The organism is Pseudomonas sp. BIGb0176 (assembly GCF_024810175.1).
In the GTDB taxonomy this organism is placed as follows: Bacteria; Pseudomonadota; Gammaproteobacteria; order Pseudomonadales; family Pseudomonadaceae; genus Aquipseudomonas; species Aquipseudomonas protegens.
Genome location: NZ_JANUEC010000005.1, coordinates 106210 through 122861, shown reverse-complemented (window position 1 = coordinate 122861; position 16652 = coordinate 106210). Strand labels below are relative to the sequence as shown.

At 63.7% G+C, this 16652-nt stretch carries 18 protein-coding genes and 1 tRNA gene; 11 read left to right on the top strand and 8 right to left on the bottom strand.

The features are described 5' to 3' along the window. The first annotated feature begins 11 nt into the window (after positions 1-11). Positions 12-1220, top strand: a complete 1209-nt coding sequence (gltS, locus tag M2395_RS27390) for a sodium/glutamate symporter (RefSeq protein ID WP_011058726.1) — start codon at positions 12-14, stop codon at positions 1218-1220. Here the strand turns inward: gltS and M2395_RS27385 are convergent, their stop codons facing one another. After that, positions 1221-2198, bottom strand: a complete 978-nt coding sequence (locus tag M2395_RS27385) for an alpha/beta fold hydrolase (protein WP_123431223.1) — start codon at positions 2196-2198, stop codon at positions 1221-1223. A 49-nt stretch (positions 2199-2247) separates the two neighbouring features. After that, on the bottom strand, positions 2248-2577 hold the full coding sequence (locus M2395_RS27380) for a hypothetical protein (protein ID WP_065364819.1): 330 nt from the start codon (positions 2575-2577) through the stop codon (positions 2248-2250). A 122-nt stretch (positions 2578-2699) separates the two neighbouring features. Between M2395_RS27380 and M2395_RS27375 the strand changes: the two genes are divergently transcribed. The 3 genes from M2395_RS27375 to M2395_RS27365 all read left to right on the top strand — a co-directional run bounded on the left by M2395_RS27375 (position 2700) and on the right by M2395_RS27365 (position 4248). Then, positions 2700-3041 carry an isochorismate lyase gene (locus tag M2395_RS27375; RefSeq protein WP_123431222.1) on the top strand — a complete coding sequence of 114 codons (342 nt, stop codon included), beginning with the start codon at positions 2700-2702 and terminating at the stop codon, positions 3039-3041. A gap of 252 nt (positions 3042-3293) precedes the next feature. After that, on the top strand, positions 3294-3752 hold the full coding sequence (locus M2395_RS27370; protein ID WP_053155983.1) for a hypothetical protein: 459 nt from the start codon (positions 3294-3296) through the stop codon (positions 3750-3752). 220 nt (positions 3753-3972) lie between these two features. After that, the gene (locus tag M2395_RS27365; protein WP_077933219.1) at positions 3973-4248 is read left to right on the top strand and encodes a hypothetical protein; all 276 of its coding nucleotides are present in this window, start codon (positions 3973-3975) and stop codon (positions 4246-4248) included. Positions 4249-4512: 264 nt separating this feature from the next. On the opposite strand, the gene M2395_RS27360 is transcribed toward M2395_RS27365, so the two are convergent. The 4 genes from M2395_RS27360 to M2395_RS27345 all read right to left on the bottom strand — a co-directional run bounded on the left by M2395_RS27360 (position 4513) and on the right by M2395_RS27345 (position 8252). Further along, a tRNA-Phe gene (locus tag M2395_RS27360) sits at positions 4513-4588 on the bottom strand. A 105-nt stretch (positions 4589-4693) separates the two neighbouring features. Further along, complete coding sequence (locus M2395_RS27355; RefSeq protein ID WP_011058732.1) at positions 4694-4966, bottom strand: oxidative damage protection protein; 273 nt, start codon at positions 4964-4966, stop codon at positions 4694-4696. Further along, on the bottom strand, positions 4963-6030 hold the full coding sequence (mutY, locus tag M2395_RS27350) for an A/G-specific adenine glycosylase (protein WP_053148603.1): 1068 nt from the start codon (positions 6028-6030) through the stop codon (positions 4963-4965). Before mutY ends, M2395_RS27355 begins: the two co-directional genes overlap by 4 nt. Then, on the bottom strand, positions 6027-8252 hold the full coding sequence (locus M2395_RS27345) for an AsmA family protein (RefSeq protein ID WP_015633825.1): 2226 nt from the start codon (positions 8250-8252) through the stop codon (positions 6027-6029). Before M2395_RS27345 ends, mutY begins: the two co-directional genes overlap by 4 nt. Before the next feature lie 342 nt (positions 8253-8594). Between M2395_RS27345 and M2395_RS27340 the strand changes: the two genes are divergently transcribed. The 7 genes from M2395_RS27340 (at position 8595) to M2395_RS27310 (ending at position 14365) form a co-directional block, all read left to right on the top strand. Beyond that, the gene (locus tag M2395_RS27340) at positions 8595-10256 is read left to right on the top strand and encodes an OFA family MFS transporter (protein ID WP_015633826.1); all 1662 of its coding nucleotides are present in this window, start codon (positions 8595-8597) and stop codon (positions 10254-10256) included. Positions 10257-10493: 237 nt separating this feature from the next. Further along, positions 10494-11087 (top strand): imidazoleglycerol-phosphate dehydratase HisB, encoded by a 594-nt coding sequence (gene hisB / locus M2395_RS27335; RefSeq protein WP_011058736.1) that lies wholly within the window; start codon positions 10494-10496, stop codon positions 11085-11087. Beyond that, the gene (gene hisH, locus M2395_RS27330; RefSeq protein WP_019093880.1) at positions 11087-11725 is read left to right on the top strand and encodes an imidazole glycerol phosphate synthase subunit HisH; all 639 of its coding nucleotides are present in this window, start codon (positions 11087-11089) and stop codon (positions 11723-11725) included. The genes hisB and hisH overlap by 1 nt, the downstream gene beginning before the upstream one ends. Further along, positions 11726-11986 carry a DUF2164 domain-containing protein gene (locus M2395_RS27325; protein ID WP_011058738.1) on the top strand — a complete coding sequence of 87 codons (261 nt, stop codon included), beginning with the start codon at positions 11726-11728 and terminating at the stop codon, positions 11984-11986. A 42-nt stretch (positions 11987-12028) separates the two neighbouring features. Next, a complete protein-coding gene (hisA, locus tag M2395_RS27320) occupies positions 12029-12766 on the top strand; it encodes a 1-(5-phosphoribosyl)-5-[(5-phosphoribosylamino)methylideneamino]imidazole-4-carboxamide isomerase (protein WP_011058739.1) in 738 nt (245 codons plus the stop codon). Between the two features lie 9 nt (positions 12767-12775). After that, positions 12776-13546 (top strand): imidazole glycerol phosphate synthase subunit HisF, encoded by a 771-nt coding sequence (hisF, locus tag M2395_RS27315; protein ID WP_015633827.1) that lies wholly within the window; start codon positions 12776-12778, stop codon positions 13544-13546. A gap of 63 nt (positions 13547-13609) precedes the next feature. Next, positions 13610-14365, top strand: a complete 756-nt coding sequence (locus tag M2395_RS27310) for an ABC transporter substrate-binding protein (protein ID WP_015633828.1) — start codon at positions 13610-13612, stop codon at positions 14363-14365. A gap of 38 nt (positions 14366-14403) precedes the next feature. On the opposite strand, the gene M2395_RS27305 is transcribed toward M2395_RS27310, so the two are convergent. After that, on the bottom strand, positions 14404-15210 hold the full coding sequence (locus tag M2395_RS27305; protein WP_015633829.1) for a divergent polysaccharide deacetylase family protein: 807 nt from the start codon (positions 15208-15210) through the stop codon (positions 14404-14406). A 115-nt stretch (positions 15211-15325) separates the two neighbouring features. Then, a complete protein-coding gene (locus M2395_RS27300) occupies positions 15326-16636 on the bottom strand; it encodes a S41 family peptidase (protein ID WP_011058743.1) in 1311 nt (436 codons plus the stop codon). Between the last annotated feature and the right edge of the window lie 16 nt (positions 16637-16652).

The following is a 16652-nucleotide window of genomic DNA, read 5'->3' as shown; positions in this document are numbered from 1 at the left end:
AGATGTTTGCCATGCCGACTTTTGAATTGGACGCGCTGACCACCCTGGCGCTGGCCCTGATCCTGCTGGGGGTGGGAGCCCAGCTGAAGAAACGCAGCCGCTGGCTGACCCAGCTCTGTGTCCCGGCGCCGGTGATCGGCGGTTTCGGCTTTGCCCTGATCGTCTGGCTGCTGCGCGATCAGCAACTGCTGGCGATCAAGCTCGACACCGCGATCCAGACGCCCTTGATGGTGGCGTTCTTCACCACGGTGGGCCTGGGGGGCAGCCTCGGCCTGCTGCGCCGTGGCGGCAAGATCCTGTTCGTCTACCTGGGGGCCTGCTGGTCCCTGGCGCTGCTGCAGAACCTGGTGGGGGTCGGTGCCGCCAAGGCGCTGGGCATCGACCCGCTGCTGGGCATCATGGCCGGTGCGGTGTCCCTGGAGGGTGGCTTTGGCGCGGCGGCGGCCTTTGGCCCGATCGCGGAAAACCTCGGGGCGGTGGGGGCCACCACGGCGGCCCTGGCCTCGGCCACCTTCGGCATGGTTGCCGGCGGCTTGCTGGGCAGCCCGCTGGCGCGCTGGCTGATCGAGCGCAACCGCCTGCAGATCCAGGCCGATCAGGTCAGTACCCTGCAGCACCTGGAAAGCGCTGCCCAGGGTTCGGTGGCGCCTTTGGATGCGCCGACCCTGCTGCGCCTGCTGACCTGCATTCTGCTGATCATGGTGCTGGGTTTCTGGATCGGCAGCGCGCTGAACGAGCACCTGGGCATCGTCCTGCCAAGCTACGTGGGGGCGATGTTCGTGGCGATCATCCTGCGCAATCTCAATGACCGGGCGCGGATCATCGACATCCCCGACAGCGCCGTGAGCACCCTGGGCGACGTATGCCTGGGGGTGTTCCTGACCATGGCCATGATGAGCCTGAAGTTCTGGGAACTGGAACAGCTCGGCCTGCCGCTGCTGGTGATCCTGGTGGTGCAGGTGCTGGTGATGGTGCTGCTGTGCGTATTCCTGCTGTTCCGCCTGTTTGGCGGCAACTACGACGCGGCGGTGTTGTGTGCCGGCTTCATGGGCCACGGCCTGGGGGCCACGCCCAATGCGGTGGCCAACATGGGCGCGATCTGTGATCACTACAAGGTCTTTTCCTACAAGGCCTTCATCATCGTGCCGCTGTGCGGTGCGGTATTGATCGACATCGTGGCGATCCCGCTGATCACCTGGTTCATCAACGCCTTTGCCTGATCAGCGCCCCGGCGTCAGCTCTTGCCCCGGGCTGTTCGGGGCCGGGCTTGCGTGCTGCAGCCAGTGCAGCAGCAGCGGCCAGAGCCGGCTTTCGAAGCGGCTGTGGAAGAAGGCGAAGTGGCCGATCTCGACCTCACCGATGTCCTCGGGGCGAATGCGCCAATGGGTGCGCGTGCTGTTGTCAAAGTAGCCCAGTAGCCGCTCGATGGCTGCCACGGTGCCGAAGGGGTCGTCGCTGACGCTGATGGCGAGGATCGGGGCGCTGACCTGGGCGAAGGGCTGCCCACTGCGCTCTGCGGCCAGCCTGCGGCCGCTGGGGCGGCCTTCGTAGCGTGGGTGCGGGGTGGCCCAGTCGCGGACCACCCCGGCGGGGGTGTCTTCCATCCAGCCCAGGCGCTTGCCGGGGAAGTAGCCGTACAGGCGGGTCAGCAGGGGCATCAGCACATGCCACTTGCCCAGCATGCGCCAGCGCTGGGCGGGCACGTAGTCGCGCCAGTAGGCGAACTGCGCGCCCATGGTGGCCGCGCGGCGGATCACCCCGGCGGAGGCCGCCAGGCCCAGGGCGCAGCCGCCGAAGCTGTGGCCCACCACGTCGATCGGTTGCTCGGGAAACTCGCGCCGGGCGCGTTGCAGCATGGCTTCGAAATCCAGCGCGCCCCAATCCGACCAGGACGCCTTGAGCCCCTTGAGCGAGGCCGGGCGCGACTCGCCGATGCCGCGGTAGTCGTAGGTCATCACGTCGAAGCCGTTGGCGAACAGGTAGTCGGCGAAGCGAAAGTAATAGCGGCAGCGCACCGAGGTCGCGGCGTTGATGATCACCACTGCGCGCGCCGGATCGGCTTGCGCGTGGCGCCAGCTGAAGCCGCCAAGACGGAAACCGTCCGCCGCCACTTCGCTGAAGCGTTCACTGGGGCCGGGCGCCGGCTCGGCAGTGGCGGGGCCGGCGGCCGGCAGGTCGGGCGAGGACAGCAGGGACATGGGCGGTTGTTCCTTGGCGGCTGTAACGGGCCGGAGCGACCCCTGGCGTTCAGCGACGATTTTTTTGTGCGCCCATTAATACCCGGGCGATCCACAGCGCGGCAACTGCCAGGGCACCCAGCAACAGGGTGCTGGTGCCCTGCCAGAGCAGCTCGATATAAAACTGGGTGGGCTGCAACGCCTGGCTGTAGGCGAGCTTCGGCCCGGCACGGTTGCTGGTGACGATCTGCCCGTCCAGCAGCGCGCTTACCAGGGTCCAGCCCAGCAGCGCAGTCAGTGCCAGCAGCACGCTGCCGATCAGCAAAAAAAACCAGGCCCCGCTGCGGGTCTTGCCGGGCTGGGGGTGGGGCAGGCGGACTCGGGTTCGCTTCTGGTTCACGAGAGCAGTTCCTTTGCGCCCGGATGGGCGGATGCCTGCAACTTTACTCCCAGGCGGGCCCATGGGAATAATCCGGGCCCGGTCGAGCCCGGGTATCCCTATTCGTCGATGGAGCCTTGAGCATGGAAGTGAAGAACCAGATGAGCCCGGAACAATGCCAGGGCATGGACGATATCCGCCGGGAAATCGATGCCCTGGATCGAGCGGTCATCGCCTTGCTCGGCGCGCGCTTCCAGTACGTACTGGCGGCATCGAAATTCAAGACCTCGGCGGCCACCGTGCGCGCCGAGGAGCGTTTCAAAGCCATGTTGGCCACTCGTCGCGATTGGGCGGCGGTCGAAGGCCTGAACCCGGATGCCATCGAGAAGATGTACAGCGATCTGGTGCAGCACTTCATCGCCGAGGAGATGAGGCATTGGCAGGCGGCGCAGGCTCCGATCCGAGGGGCTGGTCCCCTAGCCTAGGTACCTTTGGTTAAAGGCCTCACGCCGAATCGATCTAAACCGCCCTGTGTCAGGTTTTACACTCAATAGCAGGAGCTATGGGCGAGCCTGGTTGCACAAGGCGAGCGAGGGTTTTCATTCGGCTTCTGGCCTGAGACATGGCCTGGCCATTCAAGATGAAGCAGGGGAGACCCGGGCGCTGCCGTCCCGGGGCCAGAGGCCTGACGGTGGCGTCCCATTCAGTGGTTCGAGACGAACCCGGGAGTGGTCATCATGAAGTCCTTTTCTATGAGTGTCCTGTCAGGTGTTATCGCGGTGCTGCTATTGGCCGCACCAGTGAGCGTGCGCTCCGCCTCCACCAGCAATGAGCCGATCGACCCGGCTGGCGTGCAATTGGAGCCGCTGCAACAGAACGGCATTTCCTATGTCAGCGGCGGCATCGGCCTGGACGAGTCGCGGGCCATTCAGCAGGCCAAGGGTTACAACCTGCACATGACCTTTTCCGTCGGCTCAGGGAATGAATACACCTCGGATGTCGATGTGCTGATCCAGAACCCGCAAGGGCATCAGCTGTTGAGCCTGAGCGGAGTGGGCCCGATCGTCTTTGTGCAGTTGCCGGCCGGCAGATACCAGGTCATCACCACCCGCAAAGGGCTGGAACAGCGCAGCATGGTCGACATGAAAGTGGCGGCTATGCGCGATCTCAACATCCACTGGAATAACGGTTACTGAGAGAGGGCTGGAATGTTGCCCGGTGCTGAGTCTGGGCAATGGCCAATTGCACGCATGAAAAGCCCTGAATCGAGTGATTCAGGGTTTTTGCGGGTCGCTGCCAAATCAGCGGCCGGGCGTAGGAACCTGATCATAAGAAGCACCCAGCGCTTTGGGTGTTGTTTGCTGTCTATGCGTTATGGCAGCTGTACGCGGGCACGCTTCGGCGTGGCCGGATCTTGTGACCGGATCCTACCTCCGTGCTCCGCTGTTCGATCTTCTGGCCTGCGCCGATCAGCGCATACGCGTCCTCCACAAGCTGGTGAACAGCCTGTCCTGCTTGACCGCGCAAGCTGCCGACGCCAGCGATCTGTTCCAAATCGCCGACATCGCCTCGTTGCTGCTCGGTGATGGCGTGGCCCTGCTCGATGTGGCCCAGGGGCAGGCGATGGAGGCTGTAGGCGGGGCCGCTGATCGGCGCAGGCAGATAATGAGTGAAGGCAGCCAGGATCGATAGGATTCGGGCTGCCTTCAAATTGGCCTGACGCAGCCCTTAAGTCCCCACAGGGGGGGCAGCCTGAAGGGTTGGCAAACTGAGAGAGTGCCGGCAAGCCACGACTTGAGTCGGGTCATGGGGGGCGGGGTATTTCTGCCGGGGTGCAACACTCTTGGCGGTGCAGGTTATACGGGGAAGGGCCAAATCTCAGGCAACAAAAAACCCGCACTAGGCGGGTTTCTTGGTTGCTTTCACGTGATGCATACACCACCTGAAAGCTGAAGGTGGTGCCCAGAGACGGAATCGAACCGCCGACACGGGGATTTTCAATCCCCTGCTCTACCGACTGAGCTATCTGGGCAACGGGGCGCATTAAACGGGTTTTTCAGGGGGGCGTCAAGCAAGTTTTGAAAAAAATGTTTAATTATTACCGTCGCTTACGTTCCACCCCCGATTTTCAACAGCTTTACTCAGCCGGCGGCACGTAGCCGTCGGCCTTGGCGTATTCCTCGCCGGAGAAAAACTTGTCCATCTCGCCCTGCAGATATTTGCGATCGTCGGCATTCATCATGTTCAGGCGCTTTTCGTTGATCAGCAGGGTCTGGTGTTTCTGCCAGTCGGCCCAGGCCTTGGCCGAGACGTGATCGAAAATATCCTGGCCCTTGGCCCCCGGGTAGGGAGGGCGCTCCAGGCCCGGCAGTTCTTCCTGGTACTTGCGGCACATTACGGTGCGGGTCATGACGACTCTCCTGCATTCAAGACTTCGGCCGCGCGTTTGAGCAGTGTTTTCACCGGGGCGGCAAGGCCCAGGCGCGGCGGGGTGGCGAGGTTATACCAGAGCCAGTCGGCCTCGGCGACGTGCAGGGCCGACTCTTCGACCCGGATCAGCCAGGGTTCGATGGCCAGCTGGAAGTGGCTGAAGGTGTGCACCAGCCCGGGCATCTGCTGTTGCTGGCCCAGTTCCAGGGAGTGCTGCAGGGCCAGGTGCTGGATGTCGTCCAGGCCATCCAGCTCCGGCAGGCTCCACAACCCGCCCCAGAGGCCGCTGGAGGGCCGCCGGTAAAGCAGGATGGCGCCTTCGCGGTTGGCCAGCATCGGCATCAGGGTGCGCTTCTGAGGTACTTCCTTGCGTGGCTTGGGGATCGGGTAGCGGGTTTCCAGGCCGAGCATGTGGGCTTCGCAGCCGCGCTCCAGGGGGCACAACAGGCAGCTGGGCTTGCTCCGGGTACAGAGGGTCGCCCCCAGGTCCATCATCGCCTGGGTGTAGTGGTTGACCCGGCTATGGGGGGTGAAGCGCTCGGCGGCGGCCCACAACTGCCTGGCCACTTTGGGTTCGCCGGGGTAGCCCTCCTGGGCCGTGAAGCGTGCCAGCACCCGCTTGACGTTGCCGTCGAGGATCGGCGCCCGCAGGCCCATGCTGATGCTGGCGATGGCGCCGGCGGTGGACAGGCCGATGCCCGGCAGTTCGGTGAGCTTTTCCACGTCCCGGGGGAACTCGCCGCCGTATTCGGCCATGACGATCTTCGCGGTCTTCTGCAGGTTGCGCGCCCGGGTGTAGTAGCCCAGGCCGGTCCACAGGTGCAGCACCTCGTCTTCCGGGGCTTCGGCCAGGGCCTGCACCGTGGGCAGCGAGGCCATGAAGCGGTCGAAGTAGTTGAGCACGGTGCTGACCTGGGTCTGTTGCAGCATGATCTCCGAGACCCACACCCGATACGGGTTGATGTCCTGCTGCCAGGGCAGGTCATGGCGGCCGTGGCGGTCGTACCAGTCCAGCACCGCCGTTGAAAACGCCTCGGCTCTCATCGCTTGAACAGCCCCTTGAGCGCGTTCTTCAGTTCCGGGCTGACCTTGTCCCCCAGTTTCTCGTCGATCTTTTGCTGCAGGCGGTCACCGGCCAGCTTGGCTGCTACCTGGCCCAGGCCGTCCTTGTCCAGGCGGCAGGCCTTGGCCCCCAGCTCCAGCGGGCCGCGGCAGCGCAGCGGCAGCTCGATGCCGGTAAAGCGCTCGCCCACCTGGCAGGCCGGGTCCGGGTTATCCCGCAGGTCGCCTTCGACAATGATGCCGACCCGGTAGTCCATGCCCAGCACTCGCAGGTCGATGTCGCCGTTGCCGTTCACCGTCATGCCGGGGATGCGCACTTTCAGGTCCGGGTTGCTGGCCACGCCATTGCGCAGCGTCAGGTTGCCCTTGAGTTCCTGGAAGGGCGTGTCCTTGCCCCGTGGCGTGCTGCTGAGGTTCTTGCGGTTGAGCACGGCGATGCCCTGGCACAGCTGCTGTTCGATATTGGCGTTGAGCAGCACGCCGTTGTTGATGACGAAGCTGGCGGTGCCGTTGAGGCTGTCGATCAGTGCCTTCTGGCTGTTGCCGCTGCCGCTGAGGTTGCTGTTCAGGGTCACCAGGCCCTTGACCGGAGGATTCTGGCCCTGGCTTTCGAGGATGCGTTCCACCGGCACCCGGTTGATCTTGGTCTGCAGGCTCAACTGCGGTGTGCTCTGGCGCACATCGAGGTTGCCGCTGGCATCGAAGCTGCCGTTGTACAGCTCGCCGCGCAGGCTGGAAAGCTTGAGCAGGCCACCCTGGCCGGAGGCCTTGAGTGCGGCATTCTGGATCGGCAGCTTGTCCAGGGTCAGTTGGCCGAAGTTCAGGTCGGCATCGACGTCGAGTTTGCTCAGGCGCTCCACCGGCAGCAGGCGGTCAGTACTCCAGGCGCCCTTGGTCGGTGCGTTGGGCAGCGGGGTGCTGCCGGCTCCGGCCATGGCATCGGCTTCGCTGCTCTGCACTTCGGCCTTGCGTGCCGATGCCGCGCTGTTGGCTTCGGCGGACTTGGGCGGCAGGTAGCGGTCGACATTGAAGGTGTCGGCCTTGAGCTGGGCGCGCAGGGATTGCTTGTCGAAGTCCTCGATGGCCAGGCGGCCGCTGAAGGTGCTGTCGTCGAGCTTCAGGTTCAGGTCTTCCAGGGCCAGGCTGGTGGGCGTGCCTTGCAGGCGGCTGACCAGCTCGACCTTGCTCAGGCTGCCTTCACCCATGGCGGGCAGGGTCTGGCCGATGCTGTCGACGAATCTCGCCAGGTCGAACTGGGCAATGGAGATGCCGCCGCTGATCTGCGGGGTCTTGTCCAGGTCGTTGACCTTGAGCTCACCCAGGGCGCGCAACTGATTGAGGGAGACCTTCAGGCCGGTCCACTGGGCAACGTTGGCGGCCTGGTCCAGCAGCAGCTGGCCCTGGGCTGCGAAGGTCAGGGTCTTGCCTTGCAACGGGTCGCCGGCGGCTTCGCCGGACAGGCGCATGTCTTCGAACTGGTAGCGCTTCAGGGCGCGGTCGAAGCGCAGTTCGCCATTGAGTTCGGTGCGCACGCGCACTGCGGGTTGGCTGCTGGCGAGGAAGGCCGTGAGCTTGACCGGGGTGTTGGTGGCTTCGTGAATCGGCCCGGTACTCAGCTGGATGCTTTCGGCGGTGAACTGCTTGTCGGTCTGTTCATCGTTGTACTCAACCCGGGCGTTGTTCACGGTCAGGCTGTCGATGTCCAGGCGGATCGGCTGCGCGGGTTTGTCCGCGCCGGCTGGTGGTTGGCTGGCTTCGCCGGTGCTGGCGGCCGGAGTCTCGGCCTGCTTGTCGGTCGGTGCGGCCTTGCCAATGTCCTGCCAGTTGCCGTGGCCGTCCTTGTTGCGGGTCAGGCGCAGGTTCAGGCCTTCGACACGCACATCGCTCATCTGCACTTCGCGGCGCAGCAGCGGCAACACCCGGACCGACAGGCCGAGCATCTGCAGGTCGGCGAAAGGTTGGGTCGGGTTGGCCAGGGTGGCGACGCCGGCATCGTGCAGTTCCAGGCCCAGCCAGGGGAACAGGCTCCAGCCGATGTCGCCATTGAGCGTCAGCTCGATGTGGGCCTTGTCGCGGGCAATCTGGCGAATCTCGTCTTTGTAGTCGTTGGGATCAAACAGGTGGGTCAGGGCGAAGCCCAGAGCCACGATGATCAGCAACAGCCCGAGAATTACCAGACCCAGGATTTTGCCGAACGCTTTCATGGGCGAGTCCTTGTATGTCGAATTCAAAATTTAGCGGGGGAGTATAGCGCTCTGAACCTGACGACTGGTCACCCATTGCAGTTAGAGGTTTTTTCGTTGTAGCGGTTTTTTTTGGCCAGCGGCCTGGCCTGTGGGCAAAGCAGCTGCGGGAAAAAAGGTGATGTCAGTTTGGTTTTTTAGTTTGTCGCAAATGGTAACCTCTCGCGGTTCGTCCGCCCTTGTGCGACTTAATGTCGCGTCTGCCCAAATGGAGCTTTACTCAATAAAACGACCGCGCCGGTGTGCCAAGGTCGTCGCAGAAGAGTGGCCGATGAACAATTCTAATAATTGGGGGAAACATCCATGAGCACTAGCAACGCGGCGGCCAGTCCGTCCGCTCAGCCAGCGTTCTTGTCCAAAGAACGCATCATCGCCAAGCCCGGTTTCAACCGCTGGCTGGTTCCACCGGCCGCTCTGGCCATCCACCTGTGCATCGGCATGGCCTATGGCTTTTCGGTGTTCTGGCTGCCGCTGTCCAAGGCCCTGGGCGTCAGTGCGCCCGTGGCTTGCGAGCCCGGCATGGGCTTCATCGCGCAGATCTTTTCGTCCCAGTGTGACTGGCCGATCTCCATGCTCGGCTGGATCTACACGCTGTTCTTCATCTTCCTGGGGTGCTCGGCGGCGATCTGGGGCGGCTGGCTGGAACATGCCGGCCCGCGCAAGGCCGGTGTGGTTTCGGCACTGTGCTGGTGCGGCGGCCTGCTGATCTCGGCGCTGGGGATCTACACCCACCAGATCTGGCTGATGTGGATAGGCTCCGGGGTCATCGGCGGTATCGGCCTGGGCCTGGGCTATATCTCCCCGGTGTCGACCCTGATCAAGTGGTTCCCGGACAAGCGCGGCATGGCCACCGGCATGGCGATCATGGGCTTTGGCGGCGGCGCCATGGTCGGTGCGCCCCTGGCGGCGGCCCTGATGGGCCACTTTGCAACGCCGACCAGCGTTGGCGTGTGGCAGAGCTTCCTGGTGATGGCGGCCATCTACTTCGTGTTCATGATCGGTGGCGCCCTGGCCTACCGGGTTCCGCCTACCGGCTGGAAGCCTGAGGGCTGGACCGCACCGGCGAAGAAAGCCGCCAATGCGATGATCACCCACCGCCACGTGCACGTGAACGTGGCCTGGAAGACCCCGCAGTTCCGCCTGGTGTGGCTGGTGCTGTGCCTCAACGTTTCGGCCGGTATCGGCATCCTCGGCATGGCCTCGCCCCTGCTGCAGGAAGTGTTTGCCGGCAAGCTGCTGGGCAATGGCCTGACCTTCAGCCAGCTGGACGCCGGGCAACTGGCGCAGATTGCCGCGATTGCCGCCGGCTTCACCGGTTTGCTGAGCCTGTTCAACATCGGCGGGCGGTTCTTCTGGGCGTCGTTCTCCGACTACCTGGGCCGCAAGAACACCTATTTCGTGTTCTTTGCCCTGGGCTTTGCCCTTTATGCGCTGATCCCGAACCTCGGCCACCTGGGCAATATCGCCCTGTTCGTGGCGGCGTTCTGCATCATCCTGTCGATGTACGGCGGCGGTTTCGCCACGGTGCCGGCCTACCTGGCGGACCTGTTCGGCACCCAGATGGTGGGCGCTATCCACGGTCGCCTGCTGACCGCCTGGGCCGCGGCGGGCGTGCTGGGCCCGGTGCTGGTGAACTACCTGCGCGAGTACCAGCTGAGCATCGGCGTCGAGCGCGCTGCGGCTTACGACATCACCCTGTACATCCTCGCCGGCCTGCTGGTGCTGGGCTTTTTGTGCAACCTGCTGGTGCGCCCGGTGGCCGACAAGTACTTCATGACCGATGAGCAACTGGCGGCCGAGCAGGCCCTGGGTCATGACAAGGGCGCTGACAGCAGTGTCGTGCTGGAGTGGAAAGCTTCGTCCGCCAGTCTGCCGGTGGTGATCGCTGCCTGGCTGGTGGTGGGCATTCCCCTGGCCTGGGGTGTGTGGGTGACCTTGCAGAAGACGGCGGTGCTGTTCCATTGATGGCTTCGCCGGCAAGCCCGCTCCTGCTCAGGAGCCGGCTTGCCGGTGCACAAGGTGCCTCGGTCTTGTAGGCCTGGCACCTTCACCAGCAAGTCAGTTTCTACAGTTGTCATGACAGGTACAGCCCCGCAGCCATTGGCTGGCGCCCGTCAGGATATTGTCCATCGTGTTTCTGTTTAGCCGCCGTGGGGCCTATACTATTCGCCTTTTTCGCCCAATGATTTTGCGGAGCTGGTGATGGCCGAACGTAAGGCATCTGTCGAGCGCGACACTCTGGAAACCCAGATCAAAGCCTCGATCAACCTGGATGGCACCGGAAAGGCCCGATTCGATATCGGCGTGCCCTTCCTTGAGCACATGCTGGACCAGATCGCCCGGCACGGGCTGATCGACCTGGACATCGAAAGCAAGGGCGACCTGCATATCGACGACCACCACACCGTGGAGGATGTCGGTATCACCCTCGGCCAGGCATTCAGCAAAGCCATCGGCGACAAGAAAGGCATCCGTCGCTACGGCCATGCCTATGTGCCGCTGGATGAAGCCCTGTCCCGCGTGGTGATCGACTTCTCCGGCCGCCCTGGCCTGCAGATGCATGTGCCGTTCACCCGCGCCACCGTCGGTGGTTTCGATGTCGACCTGTTCCAGGAGTTCTTCCAGGGCTTCGTCAACCACGCCAACGTGACCCTGCACATCGACACCCTGCGCGGCACCAACACTCACCACCAGATCGAGACCGTGTTCAAGGCCTTCGGCCGCGCGCTGCGCATGGCGGTGGAGCTGGACGAGCGCATGGCCGGCCAGATGCCGTCCACCAAGGGTGTGCTGTAATGCAGACCGTCGCCGTTATCGACTACGGCATGGGCAACCTGCACTCGGTGGCCAAGGCCCTGGAGCACGTGGGCGCCGGCAAGGTGCTGATCACCAGCGATGCCAGCGTGATTCGCGAAGCTGACCGGGTGGTGTTCCCCGGAGTGGGCGCGATCCGTGACTGCATGGCCGAGATCCGCCGCCTGGGCTTCGATGCCCTGGTGCGCGAGGTCAGCCAGGACCGTCCGTTCCTCGGTATCTGCGTGGGCATGCAGGCGCTGCTCGACCACAGTGAAGAGAACGAAGGCGTGGACTGCATCGGCCTGTTTCCCGGCCAGGTGAAGTTCTTCGGCAAGGGCCTGATCGAGGATGGCGAGCACCTGAAGGTGCCGCACATGGGCTGGAACGAAGTGAAGCAGGCGGTGGATCACCCGCTGTGGCACAACATTGCGGACCTGGCGCGCTTCTACTTCGTGCACAGCTACTACATCAATGCCGGTAACGCGCGGCAGGTGGTGGGCAGCGGTCACTATGGCGTGGATTTCGCCGCGGCGCTGGCCGACGGCTCGCGTTTCGCCGTGCAGTTCCACCCGGAGAAAAGCCATACCCACGGCCTGCAGCTGCTGCAGAATTTCGCCGCCTGGGACGGTCGCTGGTAAATGGCGATCAAGAAACCCAAGCCGCCGATCCTGAGCCTCACTGCCGAACAGGAGAGCGAGGCGACGCACAAGATCAAGCGTTTCCTGGAGGATCGGTTCGAGCTCGAGCTGGGCTCGTTCGAAGCGGCGGAGGTTCTTGAACTGTTTACCCGCGAAATTGCTCCGCACTATTACAACCGGGCGATTTTCGATGTGCAGGCGCACCTCAAGGAGAGGTTCGAAAGCATCGAAAGCGACCTGTGGGCGCTCGAGAAAAACTGATTTCCGAGTGAAGCTGAACAATCGAACTTGAAGGTTTGCCAGATGCTGATTATTCCCGCTATCGATCTCAAGGACGGCGCCTGTGTGCGTCTGCGCCAAGGCCGCATGGAAGACTCCACGGTGTTCTCCGATGACCCGGTGAGCATGGCCGCCAAATGGGTTGAAGGGGGTTGCCGGCGCTTGCATCTGGTGGACCTGAACGGTGCCTTCGAAGGCCAGCCGGTCAACGGCGAGGTGGTCACCGCAATCGCCAAGCGCTACCCGAACCTGCCGATCCAGATCGGCGGCGGCATCCGCTCCCTGGAAACCATCGAACACTATGTGAAGGCCGGCGTGAGCTACGTGATCATCGGCACCAAGGCGGTCAAGGAGCCGGAGTTCGTCGCCGAGGCCTGTCGCGCGTTCCCCGGCAAGGTGATTGTCGGCCTGGACGCCAAGGACGGTTTCGTCGCCACCGACGGCTGGGCTGAAGTCAGCAGCGTGCAGGTCATCGACCTGGCCAAGCGCTTCGAAGCCGACGGCGTGTCCGCCATCGTTTATACCGACATCGCCAAAGACGGCATGATGCAGGGTTGCAACGTTCCCTTCACCGCAGCCCTGGCGGCCGCTACCCGGATCCCGGTGATCGCTTCCGGCGGTATCCACAACCTGGGCGACATCAAGGCCCTGCTGGACGCCAAGGCGCCAGGAATCATCGGCGCCATCACTGGCCGCGCGATCTATGAAGGCACCCTCGATGTTGCAGAAGCCCAGGCTTTCTGCGATTCGTACCAAGGCTGAGGACTCGCCATGGCACTGGCCAAACGCATCATCCCTTGCCTGGACGTGGACAACGGCCGGGTGGTCAAGGGCGTCAAGTTCGAGAACATCCGCGATGCCGGTGACCCGGTGGAAATCGCCCGTCGCTACGACGAGCAGGGTGCCGACGAAATCACTTTCCTCGACATCACCGCCAGCGTCGATGGACGCGATACCACCCTCCATACCGTCGAGCGCATGGCCAGCCAGGTGTTCATCCCGCTGACTGTGGGCGGTGGCGTGCGCACCGTGCAGGACATCCGCAACCTGCTCAATGCCGGCGCGGACAAGGTTTCGATCAACACCGCAGCAGTGTTCAATCCCGAGTTCGTCGGCGAAGCGGCGCAGCACTTTGGTTCTCAGTGCATCGTGGTCGCCATTGACGCCAAGAAAGTCTCCGGCCCGGGTGAAACCCCGCGCTGGGAAATCTTCACCCATGGCGGGCGCAAGCCCACCGGGCTGGACGCGGTGGAGTGGGCGAAGAAGATGGAAGGCCTGGGTGCCGGCGAGATCCTGCTCACCAGCATGGATCAGGACGGCATGAAAAACGGCTTCGACCTGGGCGTGACCCGGGCCATCAGCGATGCCCTGGGGATTCCGGTGATCGCCTCCGGCGGTGTCGGCAACCTCCAGCACCTGGCCGACGGCATCATTGAAGGCCATGCCAGCGCAGTGCTGGCGGCGAGCATTTTCCACTTCGGCGAATACACGGTTCCCGAGGCCAAGGCCTATATGGCTCAGCGCGGGATTGTTGTGCGGTAGCCACTGGACAGCATGGCGTGCTCACGGCACTCTTGAGCACGCCATGGATTCCGGTAGCCCGTCATGTTCAAACGTCTTCTAGTGGTTGTCGCCAGCGCTTCGCTTGTTCTTTGCGGCCTCGCCCGCGCTGATGAACCCGCCGACACCTCCCTGGTGTTGCTGACGGAAAACTTCCCCCCCTACAACATGGCCAAGAACGGCAAGAACTTCGCCCAGGGCGAGAATATCGACGGCATCGCCGTGGATATCGTCCGTGAAATGTTCAAGCGTGCCGGAATCAATTACAGCCTGACCCTGCGTTTTCCATGGGAGCGTATCTACAAGATGGCGCTGGAGCAGCCGGGCTATGGTGTGTTCGTCATGGCGCGCCTGCCGGACCGCGAACCGCTGTTCAAGTGGGTCGGCCCCATTGGCCCGGATGACTGGATCATGCTGGCTAAGGCCGGCAGCAAGATCACCCTCGAATCCCTGGAACAGGCGCGCAAATACAAGATCGGCGCCTATAAGGGCGATGCCATTGCCGAGACCCTGACCAAGCAGGGCCTGGCACCCCAGGTGGTGCTGCGGGACCAGGACAATGCCAAGAAGCTGGTGGCGGGGCAGATCGACCTCTGGGCCACCGGCGACCCGGCCGGGCGCTATCTGGCCAAGCAGGAGGGCATCAGCGGCCTCAAGACGGTGCTGCGCTTCAATAGCGCCGAGCTGTACCTGGCCCTGAACAAGGATGTCTCCGATGAGGTGGTGGCCAAGCTCCAGGCCGCCCTGGACCAGATGCGCCAAGAGGGGCTGGTGGAGGAGATCATGGGGCGTTACCTGTAGGCGCTTCGCTGGCAAGCCAGCTCCTGTGGCGAAGGCCTCTAGCGATAAACCCCGTTCTTGCCATGCCCGGCCATGGCCTTGTTACTGCGCAGGCTGATCATCGACTTGATATCGATCCACTCGATGCCCTGGGCCTTGAGCCTGGGCAGCTCACGTTCGAGCACTGCCAGGGTCTGTGGATAAGGGTGGCCGATCATCACCGCCGAACCCTGTTTGCGCGCCAGTTTGATCGCGGTCTGCAACTGTTGGCTGATCGCCGCTTCGGTACGTTCGTCATCCAGGAACACATCCCGGGAAACACTGGCCAGGCCGATCTTCTGCGCTTCGGCGGCGGCCACCGTCTGGGCGCTGGTGCGGCTGTCGACGAAGAATTTGTGTCGCCGCTGCAAGTCGCCCATCAGCCAGGCCATGGCCTGGGGCTGGGCGGTCATGCGGCTGCCCATGTGATTGTTGATGCCGCTGGTGTAGGGCACGGCCTGGAAGGCGGCTTCCAGGCGTTTTTGCAGCTCTTCGATGGGCAACTCGGGGTGCCAGGCAAACGGCCCGGTGGCCGGGTCCATGGGCATGTGCAGGATGACGATCTTGCCGGCGCGATGGGCCTCGCGAGCGAATTCGGCAGCGTGGGGCGTGTCGGGCATGATCGCCGTGGTGACCGGGCCGGGCAGGGCCAGTACGCGACGGTCACGGGGCAGGTTCTGGCCGAGGTCGTCGATGATCAGGCTCAGGTAGGCCTTGGGCGCAGCGGCTGTGGGTTCGGCGGCTTGGGTCGCGAGGGGCAAGAGGCACAGCAGGGTGAGCAGCGGGGCCTGGAGCGAGCGCAACAGCAGTGAGCAGCGGGAAATCATGGGGATCGGGATCAGGCCTTTAGGGGAATGGGCACCCTGGCGGGCGCTTCGCTGGCGAGCCAGCTCCTACGCAAGCCGGCTCCTGTAGGAGCCGGCTTGCCGGCGAAGGGTTCAATCATTTGCCGCGGGTGATGCTCAGCCCCTTGAGCAGGCTCAGGGCCTGGGCCAACTGGTAGTCGTCGTCCTGCGGCATCGGCTTGGCCTTGCTCGCTGCACCACTGGGCTTGTCGGCGCCGCCGTTGCCATTGCCCAGGTGGCCCTGCAGGTCGGCTTCCTTGAAGTACTCGCCGTCCTGGGACTCGCTGGTGATCTTGGCGCGGCGCACTTCGATGTCCGGAACGATGCCCTGGGCCTGAATCGAGCGGCCGTTGGGGGTGAAGTACAGCGCGGTGGTGATCTTCAGCGCCCGGTCGTTGTTCAGCGGCAGCACGGTCTGCACCGAGCCCTTGCCGAAGCTGGTAGTGCCCATCAGTACTGCGCGCTTCTGATCCTGCAGGGCACCGGCGACGATCTCCGAAGCCGAGGCGCTGCCGCCGTTGATCAGCACCACCATCGGTACGGCTTCGCTTTCGTCCTTGCCGGTGGCGGAGAAGCGCAGCTCGGAGTTGGCGATGCGGCCCTTGGTGTAGACGATCAGGCCCTTGGTGATGAAGTGGTCGACCACCTCCACCGCGGCTTGCAGCACGCCGCCCGGGTTGTTGCGCAGGTCGAGGATGATGCCGTTGAGCTTCTTGCCGTTGTCCTTGCGCAGCTTGGCCAGGGCCTTGGAGACTTCCTCGCCGGTCTTGACCTGGAACTGGGTGATGCGGATGTAGCCGTAGCCCGACTCCAGCAGCTGGCTCTTCACGCTTTTCACCTGGATGGTGGCGCGGGCCAGGGTCACGTCGAACGGCGTGCCGCCGTCGCGCACCAGGGTCAGGGTGATCTTCTGGCCGATCTTGCCGCGCATCTTGTCCACGGCTTCGGTCATGGTCTGGCCACGGGTCGGCTGGCCGTTGATCTTGACGATCAGGTCGCCGGCCTGGATCCCGGCCTTGGATGCCGGGGTGTCGTCGATGGGCGAGACCACCTTGATGAAGCCGTCCTCGGCGCCGACTTCGATGCCCAGGCCGCCGAATTCACCGCTGGTGCTTTCCTGCAGTTCGGCGAAGTCTTCCGGGCCCAGATAGGCAGAGTGCGGGTCGAGGTTGCTGAGCATGCCCTTGATGGCATTCTCCAGCAGGGTCTTGTCGTCTACGGGTTCGACATACGCTGCCTTGATGCGGTCCATGACCTCGGCGAAGGTGCGCAGCTCTTCCAGCGGCAAGGGCGCCTTGGTGGTCGCGGCGGTTGCTGCTTGAGCGGTTTCGGCGGCAAACGCCTGAGGCGCTCCGATCACCAGGGCGATCGTCAGGGCCAGCGAGGTAAGGCGGGACAAATGCAGCATGTCGAACGAACTCCTA

Coding starts and splice junctions, on each gene's coding strand:
- M2395_RS27310 (WP_015633828.1), top strand. CDS start 13,610: ATGTTCAAACGTCTTCTAGTGGTTGTCGCCAGCGCTTCGCTTGTTCTT.
- M2395_RS27325 (WP_011058738.1), top strand. CDS start 11,726: ATGGCGATCAAGAAACCCAAGCCGCCGATCCTGAGCCTCACTGCCGAA.
- M2395_RS27375 (WP_123431222.1), top strand. CDS start 2,700: ATGGAAGTGAAGAACCAGATGAGCCCGGAACAATGCCAGGGCATGGAC.
- hisB (WP_011058736.1), top strand. CDS start 10,494: ATGGCCGAACGTAAGGCATCTGTCGAGCGCGACACTCTGGAAACCCAG.
- M2395_RS27300 (WP_011058743.1), bottom strand. CDS start 16,636: ATGCTGCATTTGTCCCGCCTTACCTCGCTGGCCCTGACGATCGCCCTG.
- M2395_RS27305 (WP_015633829.1), bottom strand. CDS start 15,210: ATGATTTCCCGCTGCTCACTGCTGTTGCGCTCGCTCCAGGCCCCGCTG.
- gltS (WP_011058726.1), top strand. CDS start 12: ATGCCGACTTTTGAATTGGACGCGCTGACCACCCTGGCGCTGGCCCTG.
- hisH (WP_019093880.1), top strand. CDS start 11,087: ATGCAGACCGTCGCCGTTATCGACTACGGCATGGGCAACCTGCACTCG.
- M2395_RS27340 (WP_015633826.1), top strand. CDS start 8,595: ATGAGCACTAGCAACGCGGCGGCCAGTCCGTCCGCTCAGCCAGCGTTC.
- hisF (WP_015633827.1), top strand. CDS start 12,776: ATGGCACTGGCCAAACGCATCATCCCTTGCCTGGACGTGGACAACGGC.
- mutY (WP_053148603.1), bottom strand. CDS start 6,030: ATGAGAGCCGAGGCGTTTTCAACGGCGGTGCTGGACTGGTACGACCGC.
- M2395_RS27345 (WP_015633825.1), bottom strand. CDS start 8,252: ATGAAAGCGTTCGGCAAAATCCTGGGTCTGGTAATTCTCGGGCTGTTG.
- hisA (WP_011058739.1), top strand. CDS start 12,029: ATGCTGATTATTCCCGCTATCGATCTCAAGGACGGCGCCTGTGTGCGT.
- M2395_RS27355 (WP_011058732.1), bottom strand. CDS start 4,966: ATGACCCGCACCGTAATGTGCCGCAAGTACCAGGAAGAACTGCCGGGC.
- M2395_RS27370 (WP_053155983.1), top strand. CDS start 3,294: ATGAAGTCCTTTTCTATGAGTGTCCTGTCAGGTGTTATCGCGGTGCTG.
- M2395_RS27385 (WP_123431223.1), bottom strand. CDS start 2,198: ATGTCCCTGCTGTCCTCGCCCGACCTGCCGGCCGCCGGCCCCGCCACT.